The sequence below is a fragment of the Salipaludibacillus daqingensis genome (genome assembly GCF_029891575.1).
Lineage (GTDB): Bacteria > Bacillota > Bacilli > Bacillales > Salisediminibacteriaceae > Salipaludibacillus > Salipaludibacillus daqingensis.
Genome location: NZ_JARZHF010000009.1, coordinates 1 through 24,997 on the forward strand (window position 1 = coordinate 1; position 24,997 = coordinate 24,997).

25 protein-coding genes and 11 tRNA genes are annotated in these 24,997 nt (G+C 38.4%); 6 read left to right on the top strand and 30 right to left on the bottom strand.

The genetic code is table 11. The annotated features are described in order from the left end of the window. Positions 1 to 212: 212 nt before the first annotated feature. From QDN89_RS16570 to QDN89_RS16625, 12 genes are all read right to left on the bottom strand, one after another. Positions 213 to 289 (bottom strand) — tRNA-Ile (locus QDN89_RS16570). Positions 290 to 359: 70 nt separating this feature from the next. Further along, positions 360 to 433 (bottom strand) — tRNA-Gly (locus tag QDN89_RS16575). 35 nt (positions 434 to 468) lie between these two features. After that, positions 469 to 545, bottom strand: a tRNA-Pro gene (locus QDN89_RS16580). A 39-nt stretch (positions 546 to 584) separates the two neighbouring features. After that, positions 585 to 661 (bottom strand) — tRNA-Arg (locus QDN89_RS16585). 16 nt (positions 662 to 677) lie between these two features. Further along, positions 678 to 763: transfer RNA gene (locus QDN89_RS16590), tRNA-Leu, on the bottom strand. Between the two features lie 28 nt (positions 764 to 791). Further along, positions 792 to 876: transfer RNA gene (locus QDN89_RS16595), tRNA-Leu, on the bottom strand. A 7-nt stretch (positions 877 to 883) separates the two neighbouring features. Next, a tRNA-Asp gene (locus QDN89_RS16600) sits at positions 884 to 959 on the bottom strand. Positions 960 to 971: 12 nt separating this feature from the next. After that, positions 972 to 1,047: transfer RNA gene (locus QDN89_RS16605), tRNA-Val, on the bottom strand. A gap of 65 nt (positions 1,048 to 1,112) precedes the next feature. Then, positions 1,113 to 1,187: transfer RNA gene (locus QDN89_RS16610), tRNA-Glu, on the bottom strand. A 13-nt stretch (positions 1,188 to 1,200) separates the two neighbouring features. Next, a tRNA-Ser gene (locus QDN89_RS16615) sits at positions 1,201 to 1,291 on the bottom strand. 4 nt (positions 1,292 to 1,295) lie between these two features. Next, positions 1,296 to 1,370, bottom strand: a tRNA-Asn gene (locus tag QDN89_RS16620). A gap of 230 nt (positions 1,371 to 1,600) precedes the next feature. Next, on the bottom strand, positions 1,601 to 2,065 hold the full coding sequence (locus QDN89_RS16625; protein ID WP_280771292.1) for a SprT family protein: 465 nt from the start codon (positions 2,063 to 2,065) through the stop codon (positions 1,601 to 1,603). Between the two features lie 228 nt (positions 2,066 to 2,293). Between QDN89_RS16625 and cmpA the strand changes: the two genes are divergently transcribed. Continuing rightward, the gene (gene cmpA, locus QDN89_RS16630; RefSeq protein WP_280771293.1) at positions 2,294 to 2,413 is read left to right on the top strand and encodes a cortex morphogenetic protein CmpA; all 120 of its coding nucleotides are present in this window, start codon (positions 2,294 to 2,296) and stop codon (positions 2,411 to 2,413) included. Between the two features lie 192 nt (positions 2,414 to 2,605). Here cmpA and QDN89_RS16635 read toward each other — a convergent pair whose 3' ends face one another. The 15 genes from QDN89_RS16635 to acpS form a co-directional block, all read right to left on the bottom strand. Further along, complete coding sequence (locus QDN89_RS16635) at positions 2,606 to 4,783, bottom strand: Tex family protein (RefSeq protein ID WP_280771294.1); 2,178 nt, start codon at positions 4,781 to 4,783, stop codon at positions 2,606 to 2,608. A gap of 170 nt (positions 4,784 to 4,953) precedes the next feature. Further along, positions 4,954 to 5,559, bottom strand: a complete 606-nt coding sequence (locus QDN89_RS16640; protein ID WP_280771295.1) for a PP2C family serine/threonine-protein phosphatase — start codon at positions 5,557 to 5,559, stop codon at positions 4,954 to 4,956. Beyond that, complete coding sequence (gene sigB, locus QDN89_RS16645; protein ID WP_280771296.1) at positions 5,559 to 6,362, bottom strand: RNA polymerase sigma factor SigB; 804 nt, start codon at positions 6,360 to 6,362, stop codon at positions 5,559 to 5,561. Before sigB ends, QDN89_RS16640 begins: the two co-directional genes overlap by 1 nt. Continuing rightward, positions 6,322 to 6,816, bottom strand: a complete 495-nt coding sequence (gene rsbW, locus QDN89_RS16650) for an anti-sigma B factor RsbW (protein ID WP_280771517.1) — start codon at positions 6,814 to 6,816, stop codon at positions 6,322 to 6,324. Before rsbW ends, sigB begins: the two co-directional genes overlap by 41 nt. Before the next feature lie 2 nt (positions 6,817 to 6,818). Further along, the gene (locus tag QDN89_RS16655) at positions 6,819 to 7,148 is read right to left on the bottom strand and encodes an STAS domain-containing protein (protein ID WP_280771297.1); all 330 of its coding nucleotides are present in this window, start codon (positions 7,146 to 7,148) and stop codon (positions 6,819 to 6,821) included. A 64-nt stretch (positions 7,149 to 7,212) separates the two neighbouring features. Beyond that, positions 7,213 to 8,226 (bottom strand): PP2C family protein-serine/threonine phosphatase, encoded by a 1,014-nt coding sequence (locus tag QDN89_RS16660; RefSeq protein WP_280771298.1) that lies wholly within the window; start codon positions 8,224 to 8,226, stop codon positions 7,213 to 7,215. A gap of 18 nt (positions 8,227 to 8,244) precedes the next feature. After that, positions 8,245 to 8,646 (bottom strand): anti-sigma regulatory factor, encoded by a 402-nt coding sequence (locus QDN89_RS16665; protein ID WP_280771299.1) that lies wholly within the window; start codon positions 8,644 to 8,646, stop codon positions 8,245 to 8,247. 3 nt (positions 8,647 to 8,649) lie between these two features. Continuing rightward, positions 8,650 to 9,006 (bottom strand): STAS domain-containing protein, encoded by a 357-nt coding sequence (locus tag QDN89_RS16670; protein ID WP_280771300.1) that lies wholly within the window; start codon positions 9,004 to 9,006, stop codon positions 8,650 to 8,652. A gap of 13 nt (positions 9,007 to 9,019) precedes the next feature. After that, complete coding sequence (locus QDN89_RS16675; protein WP_280771301.1) at positions 9,020 to 9,850, bottom strand: RsbT co-antagonist protein RsbRA; 831 nt, start codon at positions 9,848 to 9,850, stop codon at positions 9,020 to 9,022. 237 nt (positions 9,851 to 10,087) lie between these two features. Then, a complete protein-coding gene (locus QDN89_RS16680; RefSeq protein ID WP_280771302.1) occupies positions 10,088 to 10,438 on the bottom strand; it encodes a type II toxin-antitoxin system PemK/MazF family toxin in 351 nt (116 codons plus the stop codon). 5 nt (positions 10,439 to 10,443) lie between these two features. Beyond that, positions 10,444 to 10,716: a CopG family ribbon-helix-helix protein gene (locus QDN89_RS16685; protein WP_280771518.1), complete on the bottom strand. Its 273-nt coding sequence runs from the start codon at positions 10,714 to 10,716 to the stop codon at positions 10,444 to 10,446. A 199-nt stretch (positions 10,717 to 10,915) separates the two neighbouring features. Then, entirely contained in the window at positions 10,916 to 12,091 is a 1,176-nt protein-coding gene (alr, locus tag QDN89_RS16690; RefSeq protein ID WP_280771303.1) for an alanine racemase, read from the bottom strand. Positions 12,092 to 12,306: 215 nt separating this feature from the next. After that, complete coding sequence (locus QDN89_RS16695) at positions 12,307 to 13,374, bottom strand: LolA family protein (RefSeq protein WP_280771304.1); 1,068 nt, start codon at positions 13,372 to 13,374, stop codon at positions 12,307 to 12,309. Between the two features lie 52 nt (positions 13,375 to 13,426). Beyond that, complete coding sequence (locus tag QDN89_RS16700; protein ID WP_280771305.1) at positions 13,427 to 14,959, bottom strand: NAD(P)H-hydrate dehydratase; 1,533 nt, start codon at positions 14,957 to 14,959, stop codon at positions 13,427 to 13,429. Between the two features lie 65 nt (positions 14,960 to 15,024). Then, the gene (gene acpS, locus QDN89_RS16705; protein ID WP_280771306.1) at positions 15,025 to 15,393 is read right to left on the bottom strand and encodes a holo-ACP synthase; all 369 of its coding nucleotides are present in this window, start codon (positions 15,391 to 15,393) and stop codon (positions 15,025 to 15,027) included. A 154-nt stretch (positions 15,394 to 15,547) separates the two neighbouring features. On the opposite strand from acpS, the gene QDN89_RS16710 reads away from it, so the two are divergent. Then, a complete protein-coding gene (locus tag QDN89_RS16710; RefSeq protein ID WP_280771307.1) occupies positions 15,548 to 16,303 on the top strand; it encodes a rhomboid family intramembrane serine protease in 756 nt (251 codons plus the stop codon). 193 nt (positions 16,304 to 16,496) lie between these two features. On the opposite strand, the gene QDN89_RS16715 is transcribed toward QDN89_RS16710, so the two are convergent. From QDN89_RS16715 to QDN89_RS16725, 3 genes are all read right to left on the bottom strand, one after another. After that, on the bottom strand, positions 16,497 to 18,182 hold the full coding sequence (locus tag QDN89_RS16715; protein WP_280771308.1) for an ABC transporter permease: 1,686 nt from the start codon (positions 18,180 to 18,182) through the stop codon (positions 16,497 to 16,499). Between the two features lie 78 nt (positions 18,183 to 18,260). Next, a complete protein-coding gene (locus QDN89_RS16720; RefSeq protein WP_280771309.1) occupies positions 18,261 to 19,358 on the bottom strand; it encodes an extracellular solute-binding protein in 1,098 nt (365 codons plus the stop codon). 228 nt (positions 19,359 to 19,586) lie between these two features. Continuing rightward, positions 19,587 to 20,645 carry an ABC transporter ATP-binding protein gene (locus tag QDN89_RS16725; RefSeq protein WP_280771519.1) on the bottom strand — a complete coding sequence of 353 codons (1,059 nt, stop codon included), beginning with the start codon at positions 20,643 to 20,645 and terminating at the stop codon, positions 19,587 to 19,589. Between the two features lie 392 nt (positions 20,646 to 21,037). Between QDN89_RS16725 and QDN89_RS16730 the strand changes: the two genes are divergently transcribed. From QDN89_RS16730 to mgtE, 4 genes are all read left to right on the top strand, one after another. Continuing rightward, the gene (locus QDN89_RS16730) at positions 21,038 to 21,193 is read left to right on the top strand and encodes a cytochrome c oxidase subunit 2A (protein ID WP_280771310.1); all 156 of its coding nucleotides are present in this window, start codon (positions 21,038 to 21,040) and stop codon (positions 21,191 to 21,193) included. Between the two features lie 19 nt (positions 21,194 to 21,212). After that, positions 21,213 to 21,680, top strand: a complete 468-nt coding sequence (locus tag QDN89_RS16735) for a cytochrome c oxidase subunit II (RefSeq protein ID WP_280771311.1) — start codon at positions 21,213 to 21,215, stop codon at positions 21,678 to 21,680. Further along, positions 21,680 to 23,380 carry a b(o/a)3-type cytochrome-c oxidase subunit 1 gene (locus QDN89_RS16740; RefSeq protein ID WP_280771312.1) on the top strand — a complete coding sequence of 567 codons (1,701 nt, stop codon included), beginning with the start codon at positions 21,680 to 21,682 and terminating at the stop codon, positions 23,378 to 23,380. Before QDN89_RS16735 ends, QDN89_RS16740 begins: the two co-directional genes overlap by 1 nt. Before the next feature lie 238 nt (positions 23,381 to 23,618). After that, the gene (gene mgtE / locus QDN89_RS16745; protein ID WP_280771520.1) at positions 23,619 to 24,971 is read left to right on the top strand and encodes a magnesium transporter; all 1,353 of its coding nucleotides are present in this window, start codon (positions 23,619 to 23,621) and stop codon (positions 24,969 to 24,971) included. Positions 24,972 to 24,997 lie beyond the last annotated feature (26 nt).

A 24,997-nucleotide genomic window follows, 5' to 3' on the forward strand; every position in this document is an offset into this window, starting at 1 on the left:
CAGCGTTCGTCCTGAGCCAGGATCAAACTCTCCGATAAAGTATGATGACTTTTCATCAAGCTTGATGTCCATGACATCAAAACCAAACTTTCGTCTGGCGTTTGTCGAATGTTTCCATTCAACGATTTGTTTCTATTGACGGGATATTTTAAAATATCCCACTTCGCTTGGCTTCTTGTTTAGTTTTCAAAGGTCAAAATAAATAATTGTTATGGTGGGCCTGAGTGGACTCGAACCACCGACCTCACGCTTATCAGGCGTGCGCTCTAACCAGCTGAGCTACAGGCCCTCAAGCAACATTAGTAACTATAACATGAACTTCAACAATGATGCAAGAGTTTTTTAAATATAACTTTTTTTGGAGCGGGTGATGGGAATCGAACCCACATCATCAGCTTGGAAGGCTGAGGTTTTACCACTAAACTACACCCGCATTAAATTGAAATTACTATTCTAATAAAATAATAATGGTCGGGAAGACAGGATTCGAACCTGCGACCCCTTGGTCCCAAACCAAGTGCTCTACCAAGCTGAGCTACTTCCCGATCGCGTATAAATAATAATATTGTATGTTGAATCTAAAGTGGTGCGCCCTGAGAGATTCGAACTCCCGACCTTTTGATTCGTAGTCAAACACTCTATCCAGCTGAGCTAAGGGCGCAAAGCATGTATTGTATTGGTGCGGTCGAGAAGAGTCGAACTTCCACGGGATTTCTCCCACTAGGCCCTCAACCTAGCGCGTCTGCCATTCCGCCACGACCGCTAAAACACTATACAATTTCAAATGAATATGGTGCGGGTGAAGGGAGTCGAACCCCCACGCCCGAAGGCACTAGATCCTAAGTCTAGCGCGTCTGCCAGTTCCGCCACACCCGCATATTCATGGCGGTCCCGACGGGAATCGAACCCGCGATCTCCTGCGTGACAGGCAGGCATGTTAACCGCTACACCACGGGACCATAAATATAAAATGGTGGAGGATGACGGGCTCGAACCGCCGACCCCCTGCTTGTAAGGCAGATGCTCTCCCAACTGAGCTAATCCTCCACAAATTATCATGTATTCATTTAAATGAACTTTTGAAATATACAACTATCTAGTAATTTAACAATTGGTGACCCGTACGGGATTCGAACCCGTGTTACCGCCGTGAAAGGGCGGTGTCTTAACCACTTGACCAACGGGCCAATGAAAATTCACTGGCGGAGAAGGAGGGATTTGAACCCTCGCGCCGCTCACGCGACCTACACCCTTAGCAGGGGCGCCCCTTCAGCCACTTGGGTACTTCTCCTTAATGGCTCCACAGGTAGGATTCGAACCTACGACCGATCGGTTAACAGCCGATAGCTCTACCACTGAGCTACTGTGGAATAATATTTTAACATTAAACCGTTAATCATGTACTCACTTTTACGACGCAGATTCCTAAGCTAATTAACGTAATAAATCCGTGTAAAAAACAAAAAAATATTGTTTTTTCTCTTAAGGGACGAGTTACATTGTATCTTGTCTAACTGTTAATGTCAATACATTTTTCAAGAAACAGTTTTTGTCAGCGACTTTTATAATGTACCATATAGAGATTCTATCGTCAATGGTTTTATAAAGACAAACTTCTAACTTTCTCTATTTGACCTTTACACTTCCCACACACAAATTTTTTCACATTAAACTGACGTCTCCTTTGAAATTCAACACCACAAGTTTTACACCGATAAAGATGAAGATACTTTCGTTGGTTACGACTATTAGGTAGCGTTTGACAATGTCTACTACCACCAACTTTTACTAATAAGTTTTTGAAATCCTTATCTTTGTGCTGATAACCTTTTCCTTCTATATGTAAGTGATAATGACATAGCTCATGCTTAATGATGCTTTCTAATTCTTCATAACCATAATACTCTAAATGTTTAGGGTTAATTTCTATATGATGATGGTTTAAAGAATAGCGCCCTCCCGTTGTCCGAAGTCGCTTGTTAAAAAAGGCCGCATGTTTAAACGGCTTACCGAAGAACTCCATTGATATTTTTTCAGTAAGTAATCGCAGTTGTTCATCATTCACTCTTCAGCACTTCCTTTACACAAAATCAATCCAAATCGCTAAACAAACATACCTTTTCCTTTCTCAAATACTTAAACGAACCAACAAATGAGATTCAGTTTAACTAAATTCCAAATCATTGCAATGAAATTCTAAAAATTTCACTAACTTGGACAACTAGATAAACATACACTATTAATACTACACCTGTTCACACGATATCAGCAATAAAAGAAAGGAGGAAACTTTATGCCTTCTTGGTTAAAAATGCAACTGCAAAAAGCTTACGATAAAAGAGACTTAAGAAGAATCCTCGTACTAAACCAATGTTGGTTTTATTATAAAAACTCTCACTTAGATTCCGATTAAATTATTCCAAACATCATATAGCTGTTACTGCGACATGAGTAAACATTTATACTGCATACATCGTTAACGAAAGAAGAATAATCCCCCCAAGTCTTTATAAGTTGGCTCACATACTTTCGTTGTCGACCAGACTCTTCCATAATAAATGGAAGTCACTTGCTCTAGATTACTAGAGCAAGTGACCTCCTCGTTCTATTGTTGTTTAGGCTGGAGCATCGTTAAAGCTACTCGGCCTTTTTTCATATCAACATCATCAACCCAAACAGTAACGACATCTCCTACAGAAACAACTTCCATTGGATGTTTTATAAATCGATTCGCTAATTTAGAAATATGAACCAATCCATCTTGTTTCACACCGATATCAATAAACGCACCAAAATCAACTACGTTTCGAACCGTCCCTTCTAACTCTAATCCTTTTGATAAGTCTTCCATTGATAAAACATCTGTTTTCAAAAGTGGCTTTGGCACATCGTCACGAGGATCTCGACCTGGTCTTGATAGTGATTCAAATATATCTTTTAATGTAGGAACACCAATCTCAAACTTGGCTGACATTTCTTCTACGTTCACATCCGCCAGTTTGTTTTTAACGTCTGCCGAACCTATCTGATCCATAGATATGTTTAATTCTTTCATAATCTTTTTCGTAACAGGATAACTTTCCGGGTGAATAGATGTTTCGTCTAACGGTTGTTTTCCACCTTGAATACGAATGAAACCAATACTTTGTTCATACGTTTTTGCGCCTAACCGAGGAATTTTCTTCAGTTCAGTGCGTGTCGTGAATTTCCCCTCTTCTTCCCTTCGTTTAATGATGTTATTAGCGACACTCTTCGATAAGCCTGATACGTATTGAAGAAGCGATGAAGAGGCAGTATTTACATTCACACCCACTCGGTTTACTACCGTCTCTACAACAAATGTAAGGCTATCATTCAATTTCGCTTGCGGCACATCATGCTGATACTGCCCTACACCTACTGACTTAGGATCAATTTTCACTAATTCCGCTAAAGGGTCTTGAATGCGACGGGCAATGGAAACAGCACTTCGTTCTTCTACTTGTAAGTCTGGAAACTCTTCTTTTGCCAGTTTCGATGCAGAGTAAACGCTAGCTCCCGCTTCATTCACGATTAAATAAAATACTTTTTCCTCTACTTCTTTTAGTAACTCAGCAATAAACTGTTCTGTTTCCCTTGAAGCTGTTCCGTTCCCAATAGCTATCATTTCAACATCAAATGTTTTAATTAAGCTTTTCACTTTCTTCTTTGCTTCCTCTATCTTGTTCCACGGTTGCGTTGGGTAGATGACGCCTACTTCCAACATTTTTCCTGTATCGTCTACGACAGACAATTTGCATCCTGTTCGAAATGCTGGGTCTACCCCTAATACAATACGTCCTTTCAAAGGTGGTTGAAGCAATAAATTTCTTAAGTTTTCGGAAAAAATATGAATTGCCTGCTCTTCAGCTGTTTCACTTACTTCTTTGCGAATCTCCCTCTCAATCGAAGGCTGAATCAAACGTTTGTATCCATCTTCTATCGCTTCAAGTAGGACCGCTTTCGCTATCGTTTGTTTTCCATTGATTACATGACGGTCAATCCAACTGACCATCCGCTCCATTGGTGCCTCAATAGAAACCTTTAATACGTTTTCTTTCTCTCCTCGGTTCAACGCTAAAACTCGGTGTGGAACAATTTTACTTACTTGCTCCGAGTACTCATAATACATTTCAAAGATACTTTTTTCATCTTCCGCCTTTGCTTTCTTTTCTGATACCATTTTGCCTTCTTTAAAGGTCATTTGACGGATTTGTTTACGGATGGATGCGTCATCGGAAAGGTATTCACTTATTATTTCTTTCGCCCCTTGCAGTGCATCTTCACTATTATGTATCTCATTTTCTTCGTTAATATATGTACTCGCTTCTTGGTATATATCTCCTTCTTGCGGGAGTGACATGAGCCACTGCGCTAGCGGTTCGAGACCTTTCTCTTTGGCCACGGTTGCTTTCGTTCGACGCTTTTGCTTATAAGGTCGATAAAGATCTTCCAACTCTTGAAGCTTTGTTGCTTTAGTAAGATCTGCCTTTAATTCCGGCGTCATTTTTTCTTGTTCTTCTATAAGACGGATTACTTCTTCTTTCCGCTTCGCTAAATTCGTTCCGTATTCCCAGGTTTCTAAAATAGAACGAATTTGTTCTTCATCCATTCCACCCGTCATTTCTTTTCGATAACGTGCAATAAAAGGAACCGTATTCCCTTCTTCCGACATTTCAATGACACTTTTCACTCTATATTCTTGAAGTTGAATCTTCTTCGTTACAATTGCTAAAATTTCCTTCTGCTGATCATTCCAATCCATAACATCGCCTCCATTTATTCCGATATGATATTACAGTAGCTACTAATAGCATTATACTGAAACTGTTCACGCTTCACTAGTGTTAATGAGAATACTAACAAAAAGCCGAGCCATCGAAAATGAATCACTCGATAGTTCGGCTTTTTGTAGCAATGTTTAAGTTAATAAAATTAACGATTAACTTTCCCTACTAGAATGGTCGTATCATCATTGGAATCTTTCATCAGATCCACAACTTGTCCAATCATTCTTCGCGGCACTTCATTTTTTGAAAAAATCGAGTGATATACAGGGTCAAAAATTAAACCGTCCGAATAAATAATGAAAATAGTATCTTTTTCATATGGGATTCGCTGTGTTTTAAATTTATTCTTTTTCCCGGATAAGTATCCTCTTGTCGGAACGGGGCGATACATCTCACCAGACGGCTCATAAAAAGTACATGTAATATTACCGATATTTGTATACTCAATAATTCCAGATTGGAAATCTAACTTGAGGATCGTAATAACAACACCACGAGTCCCCCATAAAACTTGATTACACTTTTCCATGAGAGTTTCCGTATCTAGATCATGATCTCTTTTAATAACCGACATAGCTGCCTCAGAGGCATCCATCGCTTCTTCTCCACTACCTAATCCGTCCGCTACAGCACATAAAACGTAATTGTCTGTCCTTACGGTATAAAAAGCATCACCTGAACACCAATTACCCTTTTTGGCTATTTGATAGATACTAATATCCACTTCTTTCAAGTCTTGATGTTCTATCATTATAAAATCTCCGTTGGTTCTATCCGTATTGATTCACGGAGTTTCTGTAATGCTCTACGTTGTAATCTCGAAACATGCATTTGCGAAATCCCTAGTTTCTCTCCGGTTTCTTTTTGACTCAAATTCTCAAAATAAGTTAATTGTAGAATTTCTTTTTCTCGCTCCGTTAACACAACAAAAGCTTTTTCAAGAAGAAGTTGTTGGTCTGTTTGTTCGTAACCTTCTTCACTAGACCCAACTAAATCTAGAAGTGTCACTGCACTTCCTTCATCATCTGCTTCAATTGAACGATCGACTGAAAGGGCTTGATAACTTTTCCCCATTTCCATCGTTTCAAGAATTTCCTCTTCAGAAACACCGAGGTGTTCAGCGATTTCGTCAACTTTTGGTGAACGCTGTAACTTTGTCGTTAAGTCTTCAACGGCTCCTTTGATTTTAGGGCCTAATTCTTTAATCCTTCTTGGAACGTGCACACTCCACGTTTTGTCACGAATAAAACGTTTAATTTCACCAACGATAGTCGGTACCGCAAACGACTCAAAACTTCTTGCATAGGAATGGTCAAATCGTCTCAAAGCTGCTAATAAACCAATCATTCCCACTTGAATAAGATCTTCATCATGACGTTGACCTCTTGAGAATTTTCTCGCTAATGCATGGACAAGATTTTGAAATTCCATTACTAACTTCGTTTGAAGTTCATCATCATTTGTTCGTTGAAATTCAGCAATCCATTCTAAAACTTCTTCTTTGTGTTTGGCTTTATTGTTGCTTTGGGACTTCTTCTGAGATTCCTGGGGCATGCGGTTCCACCTCATCTCCTTGTAGGAACTTTGTCATGATAATCATCACTCCTGATTCTCCACGGATCTCAACTTTATCCATCAACGTCTCAATTAAGAAAAGTCCCAGCCCCCCTTCTTTCAACTCCTGGATAGCTAGGTCTCGACTAACAGGGCCACGTTCTTTTTTTAATTTATTAATGTCAATAGTGCCACCGTGGTCTGCAACAATCAATTCAAGACGATCTTCAAATACAGAAAAACTGAGGTGCATATCATCTTGCGTTTGATTTTCTTCATAAGCATGGTTCACGACATTTGTACAAGCCTCAGCTACCGCTATTTTAATATCCTCAATATCATCATAAGAATACCCTAAGCGATTCGCTACTCCTGATACTGTCAAACGGACAACTCCAACGTACTCCGGCTTAGCCGGAACTTTCATTTCAATTACATCCGAGGTATGGGTCATCACTAAGCTTCCTCCCTTTCGTCAACCTCAATATCAATGACTTCGTTTAGACCAGTGATTTCAAAAAGACGTTTCACTCTCTCATTTAAACCTTTTAACTTCAATGTACTATTCGTTTTCTCAGTGGACTTTAATACACCAATGAAAATTCCCAACCCTGTGCTATCTATATAATTAACATCAGACAAATCCACTACTAAATCTGAATTCGGTTTTTCCGCAAGAGGATTCAACGTTTCTTTTAACTTAGAAGCAGTATACACATCCACTTCCCCCGATATAAAAGCAACGTGTCCTTTGTCTGTTTCTGTTACATTAATATCTAAATTCATACTTTCCCCTCCTATTAATACGTTCATCACTACAGTTTTTACATATACCACTTAATTCATGCTTCTAAACCTTTCGACGTAATATGAGAAGAGTAAAATCATCCCTTAATTGAAATTCTTGAGCCTTTTCTAGTTCTTGAAAAATTTCATCTACTATTTCTTGCGCTGTTAAATGCTTGTACTTCCTTATCATATCAACGAGTTGTTCTCGTTCGATAAACTCACCATCAACTCTGCATTCTGTTACGCCATCAGACAATAAAACGATAAAGTCACCTGCATCAAGATGAAGTTGATCTGGAAAGTATCTCACTTTTGGCGATACACCTAGAACAAGACCTTTTGCTTCAAGATTTCTAAATTCGTCTTTAACAGCATCATAAACAAAGCCAGGCTCGTGACCGGCGCTGGCATAGTGAAAGTAATGATTATTCGGATCATAGAAACCATACATCATCGTTATAAACATATCCGAGTCAATATTTCTTTCCACTACCCTGTTTAAATTTTCTAATAAAGCCCCCGGCTGCGTGCGTTGCTCTGGTAACGTATCCATCGCATATTTTATCATCGACATCGACATCGCAGCAGGTACTCCTTTTCCAATGACATCTGCTACCGCAACTCCTATATTTCCGTGTTCATCTAGAGCATAATCATAATAGTCCCCACTCATCTTACCGGCAGGGACACTAATGACCCCAAGATCTACAGAATCGAGAGAAATTTCTCCATGAGGTAGCAATGACTTTTGCATCCTAGCAGCGACAGTGAGTTCAGATTCAAGTTGTTGCTGCCTATCACGTAAACTTTGATGCTCTCGATAAGCTAAACCATATCCAATCATGACTTCCAAAAGAATATCAAAGGAGTCTACCACTTCTTCCGGGAGATCTTCTGCCAGTTCTTGGAAAACCGACAAATGAAGACTGACCGTTTCTTCTGGCGACATGTCTTTCTCCATCATTTCTTTACTAAATTGTTGAGCATGGTATAAAGCATGTTCACTTTTGTTCGCCAAATAACTAGTAAGCATGTCCTTATATAGCTGGTACATTGATATTTTCGTCTCTTCCAAGCAAAAGCACCTCCCTACTTATCGAAGCCACTTTATTGCCGTAATAGATGTTCCGGCATCCAATTCGGAATCAATATTAAAATCGTCCATTAAGCGTTTCACTCCAGGAAGTCCGGCACCTAATCCACCGGAAGTTGTAAACCCATCTTCCATGACGCGACGTAAGTCCTTTATACCAGGTCCTTCATCAACTGCTATAATTTTAACCCCGCGCTTTCCTGACGATGTGACTTCTTCTATTTGAATTTGACCTTTATTTGCATATAAATAAATATTTCTAGCCAGCTCAGAAATCGCAGTTGTGATTCTCGCCTGATCAACGGAACCAAACCCGATTTCTCGTGCAAGCTTGCGCCCTGCTTGTCTTGCAGCGACTATCCCCCACTCACTGTGGATATCTACATGGGTTTGGACTTGCATATATCAACCCTCCAATTCGAGTTGGAGTCTTTCCAACCCTTGCTCAAGGTCCAATGCAGTAGGCACTTCATCTAAAACAATGCCCATATCAATTAACGTAATTGCAACGGCCGGTTGTATTCCAGTTAAGACGACTTTTGCCCCCATTAGATTAGACATGTCGACGACATCACCTAGAACTTTGGCAATGAATGAATCGATCATTTCAACAGAAGTTAGGTCGATAACAACTCCCCTTGATCCTTCTTGATGGATTTTTTCCAGAACATCTTCCTGGAACTGGAGTGCTGTTTGGTCATCTAGTTCTACTTGCACAGAAATTAATAAATAATCATGTAATTTCAAAATTGGGATACGCAATGCCAGTTCCTCCTTATTCCTTGATCTCAATGATTTGTCGTTTAGTCATTTCTAATGCTGATTCTATACCTTTTTTCAATGTGCTTTTTGTCGGGAATTTACCAAGGTCAATTCCTAAATTTACAATTGTTTGAGCAATTTCTGGTCTAATCCCTACGAGAATACATTTAGCTCCTACTAATCGAACAGCTTCTGATGCTTGGATAATATGATGAGCTACCATCGTATCTACAACAGGAACCCCTGTTATATCTATTAAAACGACTTGAGAGCGATGTTCAATCACGCCGTCAAGCAAGTTTTCCATAATTAATCTAGCTCTCTCGGTGTCAATTGTTCCTATTAATGGCATCACACTAATATTTTCAAAAACAGGAATAAGCGGGGCCGAAAGCTCTTTGAGAGCCATTTTTTGCAAAAATACGGTATTCTCCCAAGATCCTGAATATTGATTTACTAACAAATTGACAATATCGTCTGTCCAGTCTTCAATTTCCTGAAAAAACTCGATGCTTTTACAGTAATTTTCTCCCTTATCTGATAATGATTCAACAGTAATTTTTCGAAACTCTTGTAATCCTCGAGTGATGTAATTTAATGGCCATCCTAACTGAATAAGCCTTTCAGAAAACTGTATTAAGTCATCTTGGAAATCTTCGTCTTCTTTTTCTTTTTGGACCGAGTGAATTAATTTATTTACAAATTCTCGGTTAGTATTTTCATACATGGAGTCTGATATGTTTTGTAACAAGTCATCAGATCTAAACTTTTTAATTTCTACAAGCCAGTTTTCCATGATTTCTTCTTTATGCTCTAATATAATATCTGAAATAAATGGATTCATCCAGTCTTCCCCCACTTTAATCTATAGTTATGCTTTTATTATTTCACTGTTTTAAATAGATTGCAATCAATGATAACCTTTTTAACTCTTTTTATATAATTCTCACACAATTGTATCTCTTGGCCAAAAATTTTTTCTACAGCAGTTAATTCTTACTCTAACAACAAGATAGATAGGCTTTAACAAAATAAAATAAAAGCTACTTTAGTTAATAAAGTAGCTTCGTTCCCATGATGTTCAAAAGTCAATCAAGCCTATACTGATATTTAACGCGTCATTCACTTTTAACATCATATCATCATCTAGATGCGTGATTTTGTCTGTTAAACGCTGCTTATCAATGGTACGAACTTGTTCCAGTAAAATGACTGAATCACGATCAAATCCATATCTTTTTGCGTTAATTTCGACATGAGTTGGTAATTTAGCTTTTTGAATTTGAGCAGTTATTGCTGCCACAATCACTGTAGGACTGAATCGGTTTCCAATATCATTCTGGATAACCAATACAGGTCTCACCCCGCCTTGTTCTGATCCTACTACGGGTGAAAGGTCTGCAAAATAAACGTCACCGCGTTTTACTATCAAATCCTTTACACCCCACTTACTAGGCGATCCACCGTGCTTTCAGCCTCCTCTTCAGCTAAAAAAGACTCGGTTGCAATATTCAAATTGATTTTCGCCATTTCCATGTACCCTTGTTGCATTGTTTCACGAATCTGTAATTTCTTTTGTTCTTGCAAATAAATCTTCGTAGCTTTCTGAATGACATCATTACGATTGACGTCTTCCCCGTTAGTTAACGCATCTAGTTCGTTAACTAGATGTTGTGGTAAATTAACCATAATTTTTTTTGTGTTATCCATAGACACAAAAACACCTCCACACAGCTATCGACCGATTTTTAATCCAACATTATCATATCACTTGTAAAGGCGCTTTGCAAAGTGACTTTTGCATTCTTTTCTATGTTTTCGACATCATTATTGGTGTAACTTATTAATTAATTAAATTATTTACGTTTATAAGTACTTCATCTCTTGGCTCTATGAAGTAGCAAACCTCTTAAAAAATTTCATTATGAACATGCGAAACCGAGCCATTTTTCATAATTGCTCTCGGAACCCGATAACTAATGATACAAGGGATTTCATAATTAATCGTTTGAAGCCTCCTTGCTACTTCATCAACTGTAATATGATCGTCTCCATTTTTCCCAATGATTGTTACAATCTCACCTTCTGAAACTTTCTGATCAAGAAGAATCATCATTTGGTCCATACAAATTCTTCCGACAATTTTCGCCCTCCGACCTTGAACGAGAACGTCTCCTGATTGGTTCGCACGAATCCATCCATCAGCATAACCAATTGGAACGGTTGCAATCCATTCTTCCTTCGTTGTTTCATAAGTAACACCATAACTAATTCCTTCTCCTTTTGGGAGCTTCTTTACATGTGTAATACGACTGTGAAGAGAAAACGCCTCTTTTAAAGGAACATTTATGACACCGTTTATCTCAGGTGATGGGGATAAACCATACATGGAAATCCCAACTCTTACTAAGTTGTAACAGCGGTCAGAAAACCTCAATGCCGCAGCACTATTTCCGCAATGCTTGATCGGTATTTCTTCCCCATATTCCCTTTCAAAATCATTGATCATCTGCGCAAACCGCGTTTGTTGCTTTTCAAAATAAGTCATCTCTAACTCATCAGCGGTGGCCAAATGCGTGTATAGTCCTTCCACTTCAAACTTATCCGTGTGAGAAAGAGACTCTATAAGAGCTTGTCTTTCTTTATCCGTGCGAATCCCTATTCTCGCCATACCAGAGTCCATTTTAATATGACATTTCACCCGTTTTTCAAGGTTTTCTGGTAAATATTGTTTTGCTTTATCAATCCAACTACTCTGAAACACCGTTAAGGTTAAGTTTAATTCCATGGCAATAGCTACGTCTTCAGGTCGGATATAACCTAACACAAGAATCGGAGCTTCAATATCAGCCTTTCTTAAAGCGATTGCTTCATCAAGAATCGCCACACCTAAATAAGTCGCTCCTGACTTAAGGGCTTCGGTTGCCACATCAACCGCGCCATGCCCATATGCATTGGCCTTCACGACAGCCATTAACTCTACGCTTTTAGGTAACCCATCTTTTATATTTTTAACGTTCTCAGAAATCGCGTTTAGATCGACTTCCGCCCATGTATCTCGATAAAAAGGATGTAATTGTCTCACAATACGTTCCCCCAAATATAATAACTTCTTTCTTCAAGTACTTTTCATTATTAATCTTCTTTCACATTTATGTCAAACTATTTTATGAATACTTTTAAAAAAATTAATGAATCCTCTTAAAAAATAAAAATAATCGTTTGATAACTTATGTAAATTACCAATAATTAAAAAAAGACATGAGCGTTCAGCTGAACACTCATGTTAGATATTTCATTTTATTTTTCATGTGTACCATATACACTTCTTGCTACGGCTGATAATTCGTCTTTATCTAATGAATTTGAAACGAGGAAGAAGTCTGTCCCTTCATAAGTCCAAGAAATCGATTGATTGTCTCCTGCTTCGGAAAACACGCCTACGGAAAATCCAAGATCGACAGGTTCCCCTTCAGATAGTTTAACAGGAGTAGTTGCTTCTACCACTCTACTTTGTTGCTGAATCAACGTAAATGGCTGTTCCCCTGTGTAATTCAAGATCACCCTTTTTCCCGAATCTGATTCCACATCTTCAGAATGAGAAAAACTCGTTCCTTGTGGTTCATGCATAGGATAGAAAACTGTAAAGTCTTCTTTTCGCTTCATTTCATCTATCTCATTGGATTCTTCTACTTCTTCTTCGTCTGACATTGTTGGCACATCCATTTCTAACTGAGCGCCTGTCATGTTTCGATCCATATCGAAGTCATCCTCTGAAAAAGAAGTATTTAATTCAAAGTCATCAAATTCTACTTCAACTAATACAGATAACTCTGCATCCATAACCTGTACCGATTTTGGTGTTAAGTTCTTCTTTTCTAGAACAACCTCTTGTTGATTTAAATTCTTATTCGTATAATTTGTCGTCGTTTGAAACTTATAATCATCCTCCGTAGCTGTAAATCCTCTTTCAGGGTCAATTAATATGTCATTAATTAAAGACTCATATAAATAGACCTGACTGTTGTTTTCCGGCCAATCACTTTGGAATCTAAAACTCTTATTTAATGCTGGCGTAAGAACAAAAACCCCTTCTTCATTTCTTAGTATAATTTGACTTTGATCTTTTTCAGAGTGGTTTAGAACCACTCTATATGCTGAAGGGCTCTCATGCCAAATTTCAACATCATACACTTGTGGCTCTTCTCCGGTTTGCAATGTCATCTTCGCATTTGTTTTATACCCTGATAACTCGTCTAACCTACTCTCTAAATCCTTTATCACATCTTCTTGGCTCTTCTCTCCGCAAGCAGTAACTAGAACCGCCAGAGCCACGATTAAGATAAACAAGGACATGATCTTTTTCATTTGCTCAACCCCTCTGTGTCATTTCGACGACAAAGGAGGGGATTATCATGTATTAGTAACGGTAGGATCTTAGCACTCTCGGCAAAGAGTGAATCAAATCAGTTGCATTAACGCTAAATACATCGTGTGTTTCAAGCATTTCATCCGCCAATTTACCATGTATATGCACAGCATTGCATATCGCTTCTATGAGGGAGTCATGTTGAAGCATAAACGCTAAAAGGATCCCTGTCAGAACATCACCAGACCCCCCTTTTGCTAGTGAAGCATTGCCCGTTGTATTCACCCATTGGTTCCCATTCGGTGTCGTCACAATCGTGAAAGGCCCTTTTAACACCACGTACATTTGATACTTTGTTGCAAAATCCTTTGAGCTCTTAAAACGATTTTGTTCCAGCTCTGAAATAGACAATCCAGTAAGCATTGCCATTTCCCCCATGTGAGGGGTAATGACTGTTGGCGCTGACCTTGGTTGATTGAACCAATGATGAAGTTCCTTTGACATATGATACAAACCGTCTGCATCTACGACAACGACACCATCATATGATTGAAGCGTATCAAACATTGTTTTGTCTGTTTTCCTACCTAACCCAGGTCCGATGGCCACACCATCAAACTGACGAAAAGGAATGTCATTTGTGAGTGCTACTTGACTCACTTCCCCTTGGTCCTCTTCCAACACAATCGAAGTACTTTCCGTAATTCGTTCGGATAGAAGAGGATGAATGCTTTTTGGAACGGCCATCGTCACTAATCCAGCACCACTTCTAAGACAAGCTCCTGTGGCTAACACCGGTGCTCCGGTCATCGTTTCACTTCCAGCAATGATTAATGCTCGGCCTGCTTTTCCTTTATGCATATTAGCAGGTCTAGAAGCCAAAGTTGAACGAACCCTTTCTTCTGTTATTACTCGTCTATTTGGGGCTATTTCTCGAAAAACTTTTGTAGGAATACCAATATCTAATGTGTGAACAACACCATAATGACTAGCTGCTGGATATAAGAATCTACTAACTTTAGGTGCTTGAAGGGTGTACGTTTCATCTGCATAAATACCTACAACATCCTCTTCTCCTTCATTAGATGATAGACCACTAGGAATATCTACAGAGACCACCCGCTTATCAAACTGATTGATCGTATAAATTACCTCGTCATACGGTTGTCTCACCCGTCCTTTTAAGCCAGTCCCCAACAATGCATCAACAATGATGGTACATTCCGATAATGAGCGGGTAAATCGTTCTCGATTTTGTTTATAACTATCAAACGTATAGCCGCATCGTTCAAATATTTCCATGTACTTTTTTGCAGTTCCTTTGATGCGCTCTTTTGGCGGTACAACCCATGTACTCAATTGGAAACCTTTTTCAGCTAATAGTCTCGCGATTACAAACCCGTCTCCCCCGTTGTTTCCTGATCCTATTAAAACAATGACACGATCTTTTTTAGAAATAGACGTTAGAAGATGACGGACAAATGCCTGACCTGCACTTTCCATTAATGTTTCTTCACTCAAGCCGATTTGATCCATGGTATAGCGATCGATTTGGTGCATTTCTCCACCCGTTACCACGTACATGTTATAAGTCCCTCCCATCCGCATTAACACTATATGAGGTCGTCCACAACAATATGCAAACTTGTCTACCCTTCCCCTTCAATGATGACTTGTGCAGCTGCGTATTCCTTCGTATGAGTAATGGAGAGGTGATTGATAGACTTACCTTTTCTAACCTTTCGATCCATAATCCAAGGTTGACCAGATGCTGTTTTTTTGACATCAATATCTTGAAAAGAAAGTGCTTTTCCAATTCCACAGCCTAATGCTTTGGCATAAGCTTCCTTTGCTGCAAATCTTCCTGCTAGAAATTCAATTTTCCTCTTATCTGAAAGAGTTTCAAACGTTTCTCTTTCCTCTTCCGTTAAAATTCTTTTCGCAAACGATTTTCGCCTCAAATATGCTAATTCTATCCTTTTCAATTGAACAATATCTAATCCAATTCCTTGTATCATCGGTTCACCCCATTTATATTGATACTATTTTATCATTAATCTCGCTTTTCGAATCCTTCGTTCTATTATTTTTTTAAGATCTTACCATAGTCTAAAAATTAGCTCATATGCTAAAATTAAGTGTGTGTAGTTAAACAGAAGAGGTGTATACGTTATGTTCATTCGAAATGAAAGCTTTGAAAGTTTTATTAAATCGTACAAAGTTGTCACAACCCTTGTTATTATTCATATTTTCTTCTATATATGGATGGATTGGTTTCCATTTTTAGGAGGAGCAGAAATCAGATACTTGTTCATTGGTAATAATATTTTAATTAGCATGGGAGACTATTGGCGTATTATCACTCCTATATTCATCCACGGTGGTCTCATGCATATGGCTTTCAACTCATTTTCACTCGTTTTATTCGGTCCCGCTTTAGAAAATATGTTAGGAAAAACGAAGTTTATCATTGCATATCTAGCTGCTGGTATTTTAGCAAACATTGCTTATTTTTATTTAGGTAATGATTTTGTTAGTCACCTCGGTGCTTCTGGAGCGATTTTTGGTCTATTTGGCATTTACCTCTATATGGTGATTAATCGTAAAGATTTAATTGATCAGGCCAATTCTCAGCTGATTAAGATCATCATTGTACTCGGTGTTGTCATGACGTTCATTAACCCTGGGATAAATGTTCTCGCTCATATTTTTGGGTTAATCTCCGGGGCTGCTATCGCTCCACTAATCTTAATGAATGTTAAGTATCAGCCGATGTATCAAAACGTTCACGATCCAGATGATATTGGATTTAATCCGAACCGCTGGGCAAACCGTTCTAAAAGGAAACAACGCATCATCACGTTCAGCATTTTGAGCTTTGCCGGAATGATTTTGTTCTTCTGGTTAGTTTCAACTCTTTTGTTCTAATGTAGACATAGGAAATGGTCTACATTTCAGTTTTTTCCAGGAAGCTGTATATTTATTACCCATATGGACAGGTGTTTAATAGGCGCTTCGATAGAGAAGCCATCAATAAATAGATCAACAGTGGACGAAAATAGGCCCAAACGCCAAAAGGAGCTTTTGCAAAAATGCAATCGCTCCTTTTTTATCGTTTTATTTAATATTTTCTTAGTAAGTAATGCAATGGAATAATCGAAACAAGAACAATTAGCAATGCTCCTGGTGCCGCTTGATGATAAATAGCTTCAGACGCCTCATAGTAAACTCTAACTGCTAGTGTATCAAAACCTGGCGGACGAAGCATCAGTGTAGCAGGAAGCTCCTTAATCGAACTCACAAAGACTAGTGCCCCCCCGGCTAAAATCCCTGGCATAATCGTGGGAATAATAACTTTAATCATCACTTTCCAAGCAGGATAACCTAAACTTCTCGCTGCTTCATCCATCCTTGGTGATACAAGACTTAACGAAGCTTCTCCTGCTTGCATCGCTTGAGGTAAAAACCTGACTACAAAAGCGATAGCGATCATATAAAACGTATTATATAGCACAGGAATGTGATTATTAAAAATAAATACCATCCCTAATGCAACAATGACTCCTGGCAAAGCGTAACCAGCATAACTTAATTTATCTATCGTTTGCGAGATGATAGATGGGTGGCGAGACTTCAGATAGATAATCGGCGTAGCAAGTAGCATACAGAAAATCGCCGCAAGAGCAGACACTCTAATGCTGTTCCAGGCAAATCCGAAGAATCGCGCATCGATAGCACCCGTTCCAGCTCCAATAATTGTCCAATACACTAAAACAGAAATAGGTAAGACGACAGCAACCATAAATACCGAAATAACAAACCCTAACGCCCATGGTTTCCATTTTCCTAATGAAAGGGTGTCTGGTTCCTTAAAGGTATTGGATGTTTGATAAAATTTGTTCTTTTTTCTTGTATAAGACTCCACCCATAATATTATGATTGTCAATAAAATAAGAACAAGACTTAAAACGGAAGCTGAAGCGATATCAAATCCTGCACGTTGATAATAAATGGCCGCAGTAAATGTCACATATCGCAACATTGCTATAGCACCAAAATCAGATAAGACATAAAGAGAAATGAGAATCGCTCCCGCTCCAATGGCTGGTCTTAACAACGGTAAATTTACTTTGAAAAAGATTTGAGACGTCGTCATCCCTTGAGATCTGGCCACTTCTTCAAAATTTCTATTCATTTTTTTCAAAGATGCACTAGCAATTAAGAATACGTAAGGGTATGTAAACATCGTTAGAACAAAAAACACACCCCAAAAAGAGTAAATATTTAATGGATAATCTCCAAACACTTCTGTTAACCATGCAGATTCTCTCCATACTCTTACTACCCACCCACTAGGGCCAAAAACAATAATATATGTAACAGCCCCTACATAAGGTGGGATAACAAGAGGCAAAGCCATAAGCCATTGCCAAAGTCTTTTACCAGGTAGATCGGTACGGATAACAATCCAAGCAAGCGTTACCCCAATGACAACTGCGGCAAATGTGACTGCCGCAGTTAAAGATAACGTATTCCAAAGGAGTTGAGGAATACGGTCCCCAAGCAAACGTTGCCAACTGTCTGCACCGGCAAAGAGGGACCTCCACACGACATAAACAATTGGAACAGACATGATGAAGGCAACAAACACCCCTATAAGAAGTAACACAGGTCCCGGGGGGTTCCCTTTCCAAATATCCATCCATTTACGTTTCATGAAACGGAGAATGGTCGGGGATTTTTTATCCCCAACCTCGGCATCGTCTAACTTATTTTGTTTCTTCTCTCTCTCGTTGTCGTGTCTCATATGCCCTCTCCTAAACATCACTCAGTTATCTCTTACCGCTGCTGTTAAACAAGCTACCAGCATCGTATTCATTCTGAATTATCTTAATTCTAAGTCTAATCCTGATTCTTCGATTAGTTGTCGAGTATCTTCAAAATAATTTCCTAATTCTTTAAGTGGCATATCTTGTACTTTCAATTCACTGAATGGAACTGCTTCTTCAAACGGCGGGTCTAACTCTGGATTAATTGGCACTTCTAACGATTCCCCAACAAAGGCCAATTGATTTTCTTCTTCCAATACCCATTCAATAAACGCTCGCGCATTAGCATCATTTGGCGCATTTGCTACCAATCCTAATCCAGCTGCATTTGCGATTGCACCCATCTCGTCTTCCCCTTGATCCGCGTATATAAATCCAACATTATTATCCGTTGGTTCTTCTAGTTGCTGATGGTAGTAATAGTTGTTAACTAGTCCAAAAGCATGCTCGCCTGCACCAACTGCCCTGCGAATATCTCCATGCCCCTCAAAAATTCCAGCTGCATTGTCTTGAATTGCAGAAATCCAGTCTGCTGTTTTCTCATCGCCCCACTCATAACGAAGTGCTGATATGTTTCCTATCATACCACCATTTCCACCACGAGTGATAGCATATCCGTTCTCAACATCTGCCCACTGTGCATCAAAAAGGTCTTCCATGCTTGTTGGCATCTCATCTTCAGATATTAAATCTTTATTATATATGAAACCTCTAGCTCTAGCAGATATCGCTATCCACTCATTGTTTTCAGCACGGAATTGTTCATCAATGCTTTCCACATTCGCAGGTTCAAACCCTTCTAGTAACTCTTGACGATTTAAATATTCTAATGCTCCTAAGTCGTTTGAAATGAACACGTCCGCTTGTACATTACCTGCCTCTTCTTGGACTTGAAGCGGATCAGCTTCATGAAGCGCTCTTACATCAATACCCGTTTCATCGGAAAACTTATCTAACAGATCTTGCACAAAAGTTTCATTACGTGCTGAGTATACTACAAGTTCGCCATCTAATTCCATAGCTTCGTCATTATTTCCTGAAACGTTCTCATTCGAATTATTCTCCGCTTCATTTGTATCATTATCATTGCCACATGCTGCGAGAACACCTAGTGATAATACCGCTAGCATCAATATCATCCATACCTTTTTCATTTCAAATCCCCCATCAATCATTTTTTGTTTAATTGAAAATGATTATCATTATCAATTAACTGTATGATACCTCTACTTGAGAACCATTGTCAATTGGTTTCAAAAAAATATTATTTTTCTTTTGACAATTCTGTGTTTGTTTGTAATAATTATTAACAAGTACTCGTTATTGTTTAAAGCAAAAGAAAAACAACTACCTCGAAAGAATCGAGATAGTTGTAAAATCAACTATTCTACCAAGGCGACTAGTTCTGGTTTAATATCAAATGTAACGATGGAACCAATTTCTACGTCACGTTCGACAGGTGCATAGATAAGCATCGGTTCTTGTGATAGCTCAGGTTCATTATGAAGACGTACATGGAGTTCTTGATACTCGCCTCCATAAGTTACTCGTTCTACTTGCCCGCAGTAAGCTCCCTCATCAGAGAGACGACATCCTTCGGGACGAATAGAGAGTTTGACAGTATCCAAACGTTCTTGCCATTCTGTCGGCAAAGAAACTTTTCCAATATGGGTATGAATATTTTTTAAATCCGTATCCATCGTGCCTGTTAATAAATTCGTTTTACCAACGAATTGAGCGACAAAACAATTTTTTGGACAACGATACATCTCTTTTGGTGCGGCAATTTGTTGAATAAGACCGTCATTCATGACAACAACTCTATCTGATACTGCAAATGCATCTTTTTGATCGTGCGTAACCATGATTGCAGTTGTATTCGCTTTTCGCAAAATATTCGTCACATCATAGCGCATTTTTTCACGAAGTCCTGCATCTAAGTTACTAAAAGGTTCATCCATTAACACAACATGAGGCTTAGGTGCTAATGCTCTCGCTAAAGCTACCCGCTGCTGTTGACCACCTGAAAGTTGTGTTGGGTATCGGTTTGCGTAGTCTTCCAGACCAACTAATTCCAAAACTTCTTTTGCTCGCTTCTTCTTCTCTCGATTTGTCCACTTATTTAACCCAAACATCACATTTTTTAAAATAGACATATGCGGAAATAACGCATAATCCTGAAAGACCATTCCTATCCCTCTTTTTTCTGGTGGAAGAGAATGACTATCACTAAATACTTCTTTTCCATCAATATGAATACTTCCATTCGATGGATTCTCAAACCCTGCAATCATACGCAGTGTTGTTGTTTTCCCACAACCGCTAGGTCCAAGCAACGTAATTATTTCGCCTTTTTCAATATTTAATTGTAACGAGCTAACCGCTGGCTTTTCCCCACCTGCAAAAAATTTAGTAATATTCGCTAACTGAATAAAGCTCATCATTCCTACCTCCCAGAAGATCTTCGAATGATCCCTTGTTCTTCATTTATTTTCCCTTACATTCATTAAGTAAATAATCATCCACTTATTGAGAATGATTTTCATTATAAGTGAATTATAGCACACCTGAATTTTTAACGTCAACGGTGTTCAAAACACTGTCAAATTTATTTGTAAACCTTTTCACTTATTAAGTTTAATTATTGACTTTCTATCTCACATCGTTTATGAACAAACATCGTTAACACTATTCAAATAGTGTTAAATGTAATAAAATGTATATTTTCACTAATTCTTCACAATTTGCGTTTCATCACACCTTATCTATCCTATATTATTAAAAATAGACAGATATTCACTTTTAAGAAGATTAATAATTAGGGGGTTGTCACATGAGTCAAACTGATCTAAACACAGAACAAAACAAGTCACTAAAAAAAGAAGAAGACTCTTCATTAAAAGGAACACTCGTATTCGTTATGTTTTTAGGGTCGTTTATTTTAGTTTCATGGTTTGCTATTTTTTATTTATTTTTAGTAAGAATGTAATCGAGGGGGGACTTATTCCATGCATTTACACAAATACGAAAAAATTTGGCTCATATTCGGTATTGGCTCTTTAATTTTATTTTTAGTTGTATTAGGAGTAGCCGCCTTTGCCTTTGGTCAACAACCACCAAGTCATATGGCAACTGTCGACTCACAAAACTTAGAGGAATCTGTTTTCTCAGAGCCGGGCTTAGAACAAATTAATGAAGACACTTATAGAGCAAGAATTGTTGCTATGGCTTTTGGTTACGATCCAGGTACCATTGAAGTTCCTGTTGGCTCTACGGTTATCTTTGAAGTAACTAGTCAAGATGTGGTTCATAGTTTTACCATTCCTGGGACAAACGTCAATATGATGATTACACCTGGACACGTCAACATGGTAGAACATACATTTAATGAACCAGGCGAATACTTAGTTATTTGCAACGAATATTGCGGAACTGGGCATCACTTAATGCAAATGACGATTGAGGTGACACCATAATGAGACAATCAAATCTAGCATTAAAAGATGAAGCATTATTTACAGACGTCCAAGTGGATCCTAAAGATGGAAAACTTGCTTTTTACCATGTTGTTGTTGCATTTTTTGCATTTTTATTAGGTATTTTAGGTGGCGTCCTTCAAGCACTTGAAAGAGCTGGAATAATTGGACTCCCTAGCTGGCTTGGATATTATCAAATCTTAACTGCACACGGTGTTTTATTAGCTCTCGTTTTCACAACGTTTATTATTTACGGTTTCTTTTTTGCAGGTATGAGTAAAACCCACGGACCTTTCTCAAATGGTCTAAGAAAGCTGGGTTGGATCGGTTTTATAACAACTCTCATCGGTACAGTTATGGCTGCAACAATGATTCTTACAAATGAAGCATCTGTTTTGTACACTTTTTATGCACCATTACAAGCACATTATATTTTCTATATTGGATTAACGTTATTTATCGTTGGAACATGGATAGCTGGTGCAGCACTTCTTGCACACTACTTCAAGTGGAAAAAACAACATCCAGGAGAACCAACACCACTATTTGGATTCATGACAACAGCAACATTGATTTTATGGATCGTGGCTGGGTTAGGTGTTGCAGCTACCGTTCTAGGGCAAATGCTCCCATGGGCACTTGGCATGACGGATGGAATTAATGTTGTATTAAGCAGAACGCTCTTTTGGTATTTTGGACATCCACTCGTCTATTTCTGGATTATGCCTGCTTACATGGTATGGTATTTGGTCATTCCAAAAGTCATCGGTGGTCGTTTATTTAGTAGTTCATTAGCAAGACTTGCCTTTGTATTGTTTTTATTGTTCTCCATCCCTGTTGGTTTTCACCACCAGTTAATGGAAGCAGGAATAACGGAATTTTGGAAGTACATTCAAACAATATTAACCTTTGTTGTTGTTGTACCGTCTCTTTTAACGGCTTTCTCCATTTTTGCAACTTTTGAACAAACAGGACGAGAACAAGGTGGAAAAGGATTGTTTGGTTGGTTAAAGAAACTTCCATGGGGAGACGTCAGGTTCTTCGCTCCATTTATGGGTATGCTTATTTTCATTCCTGCCGGAACGGGCGGGTTAATTAACGCTAGTTTTCAACTAAACGCGCTCATTCATAATACGATGTGGGTTGTAGGACACTTTCACATTACTGTAGGAACAACGGTCGTATTAACATTCTTTGGTATGGCATTCTGGTTAATCCCAGTAATTACAGGTAGAAAGTTAACGAAGTCTATGAATCGCTCTGGTATGGTCACCACGTGGTTATGGACAATTGGTATGATGTTCATGTCTGGCGCTATGCATATTATGGGGTTATATGGTGCTCCAAGACGAACCGCTTACACTACTTATCAAGACCATCCTCAAGCGATGTCATGGTTCGAAGGTATTTTTGCCAGTCACCTTACTGTCGCTATTGGTGGTGTTATCTTAACTATTGCAGGAATTCTTATGTTTTATAACTTTGTTTACTTAGCATGGTTTGCTCCTAAAGGAGAAACAGAGTTCCCATTAACAGCTGAACCAGATGACTATCGTAGCTCTCCAGCTATTTTAGAAAACTGGAAACTGTGGATTGCTATCGCCATTGTGTTAATTATATTTGCTTACACAATTCCGATTTACGACATGATCGTCAATGCACCTCCTGGTTCTCCAACATTCAATAACTTGATCAGGTAATACGCACATAACAGAAGACAAGAACTTAAAAAGCTGTTTCCCCTTTGGGGGAACAGCTTTTTAAAATTATCGTTTAGCCAACACTACAATCTATAATAATTAGCTTCTTCTCTTTTATTTATTACATGTTCTTATAAAAATAGGGTATACCTTTAAGCAGGAGTCCTAATTGTTCGATCATCTATGCACAAGCGTTCGATCAATGATAAAATATGACAAGATAGCATGCAATGAAAGGATGGCCTTTATGGATACAGATAAATTAACAGTCCTTACGATCAAACATTTAAAAGAACAAAAAAAACACCTCCTTCAAGAAATGACGGAAGAACTGCATCCATATGATTTGGCTGAACTTTATCGGGCGTTGCCAGAAAAACATCATTATAAATTTCTCACCTACATAACATCGAAAGATATTGCTGATTTAATGATGGAACTAGAACCAGATATGCAAAAGGAAGTATTAGAAAAACTGGGTATTGAACGTTCCTCTAAAATCATGGATATTATGGACAATGATGACTTAGCTGACTTACTTAGTGAAATATCTGAAGGAAAGTTGGCAGAGTACCTCTCTGCAATGGAAACAGATGAATCGAAAACAGTTCAACAATTAATGAGTTATCCTCCTGAAACAGCCGGCGGGATCATGACAAATGAATTTGTTTGGATTCGCGACTACTATACCGTTCGAGATGCAGTAGAGAAATTCAAAAGTTTTGCGGAATTAACTCGTAATATCTACTACCTGTATGTCATTGATGAGAATAAAAAACTCGTTGGTGTTGTTTCTTATCGTGATTTACTATTAGCTGATATGGATGACAAGATTTTTGACATTATGTTCAATAGAGTTATTTCTGTTCCAACACATATGGACCAAGAAGAAGTAGCACAACTTATCCAACGTTATGATTTTCTTGCTGCCCCTGTCGTTGATGAACAAAATGTGTTGAAAGGAATTGTAACCGTAGATGACGTTATCGATGTCTTTTTAGACGAAGCTCAAGAGGACATCGAAAAACTATCTGCCTCAGGTAAAGACATTGACTTTCAAACAAAAGCAGTCGTTGCTTCTTATCGTCGACTCCCTTGGTTGATTTTGCTTCTATTCATTGGACTGATTTCAGGAACTATTTTAGACAGCTTTGAAGACACTTTGGAACAAGTTGTGGCTCTCATCTTTTTCATGCCAATGATCGCTGGAATGACGGGTAACACTGGTACGCAATCCCTAGCGGTTGTCGTTCGCGGACTAGTTACAAATGAAACAGATCGTGGTACTATTTTAAAATTAGTCTGGCGGGAATTCAAAGTAGGAATTATCATTGGTATTGTTTGTGGCATACTCGTATTCATCATTGCTATGTTTTGGCAATCCGTTATATTCGGAGTTGTTGTTGGGGTCAGTTTACTAGCTACTTTAATTATTGGGACGATGGCAGGAACCGTTATCCCTCTTATATTGTATCGCGTTGGATTGGATCCAGCCGTAGCATCTGGTCCATTAATTACAACATTAAATGATATATTTTCCCTACTTATTTACTTCGGAATTGCAACAAGTTTGATGCATTATTTAATATAGTAAGTTCTTATCTTGTCACATTAAAA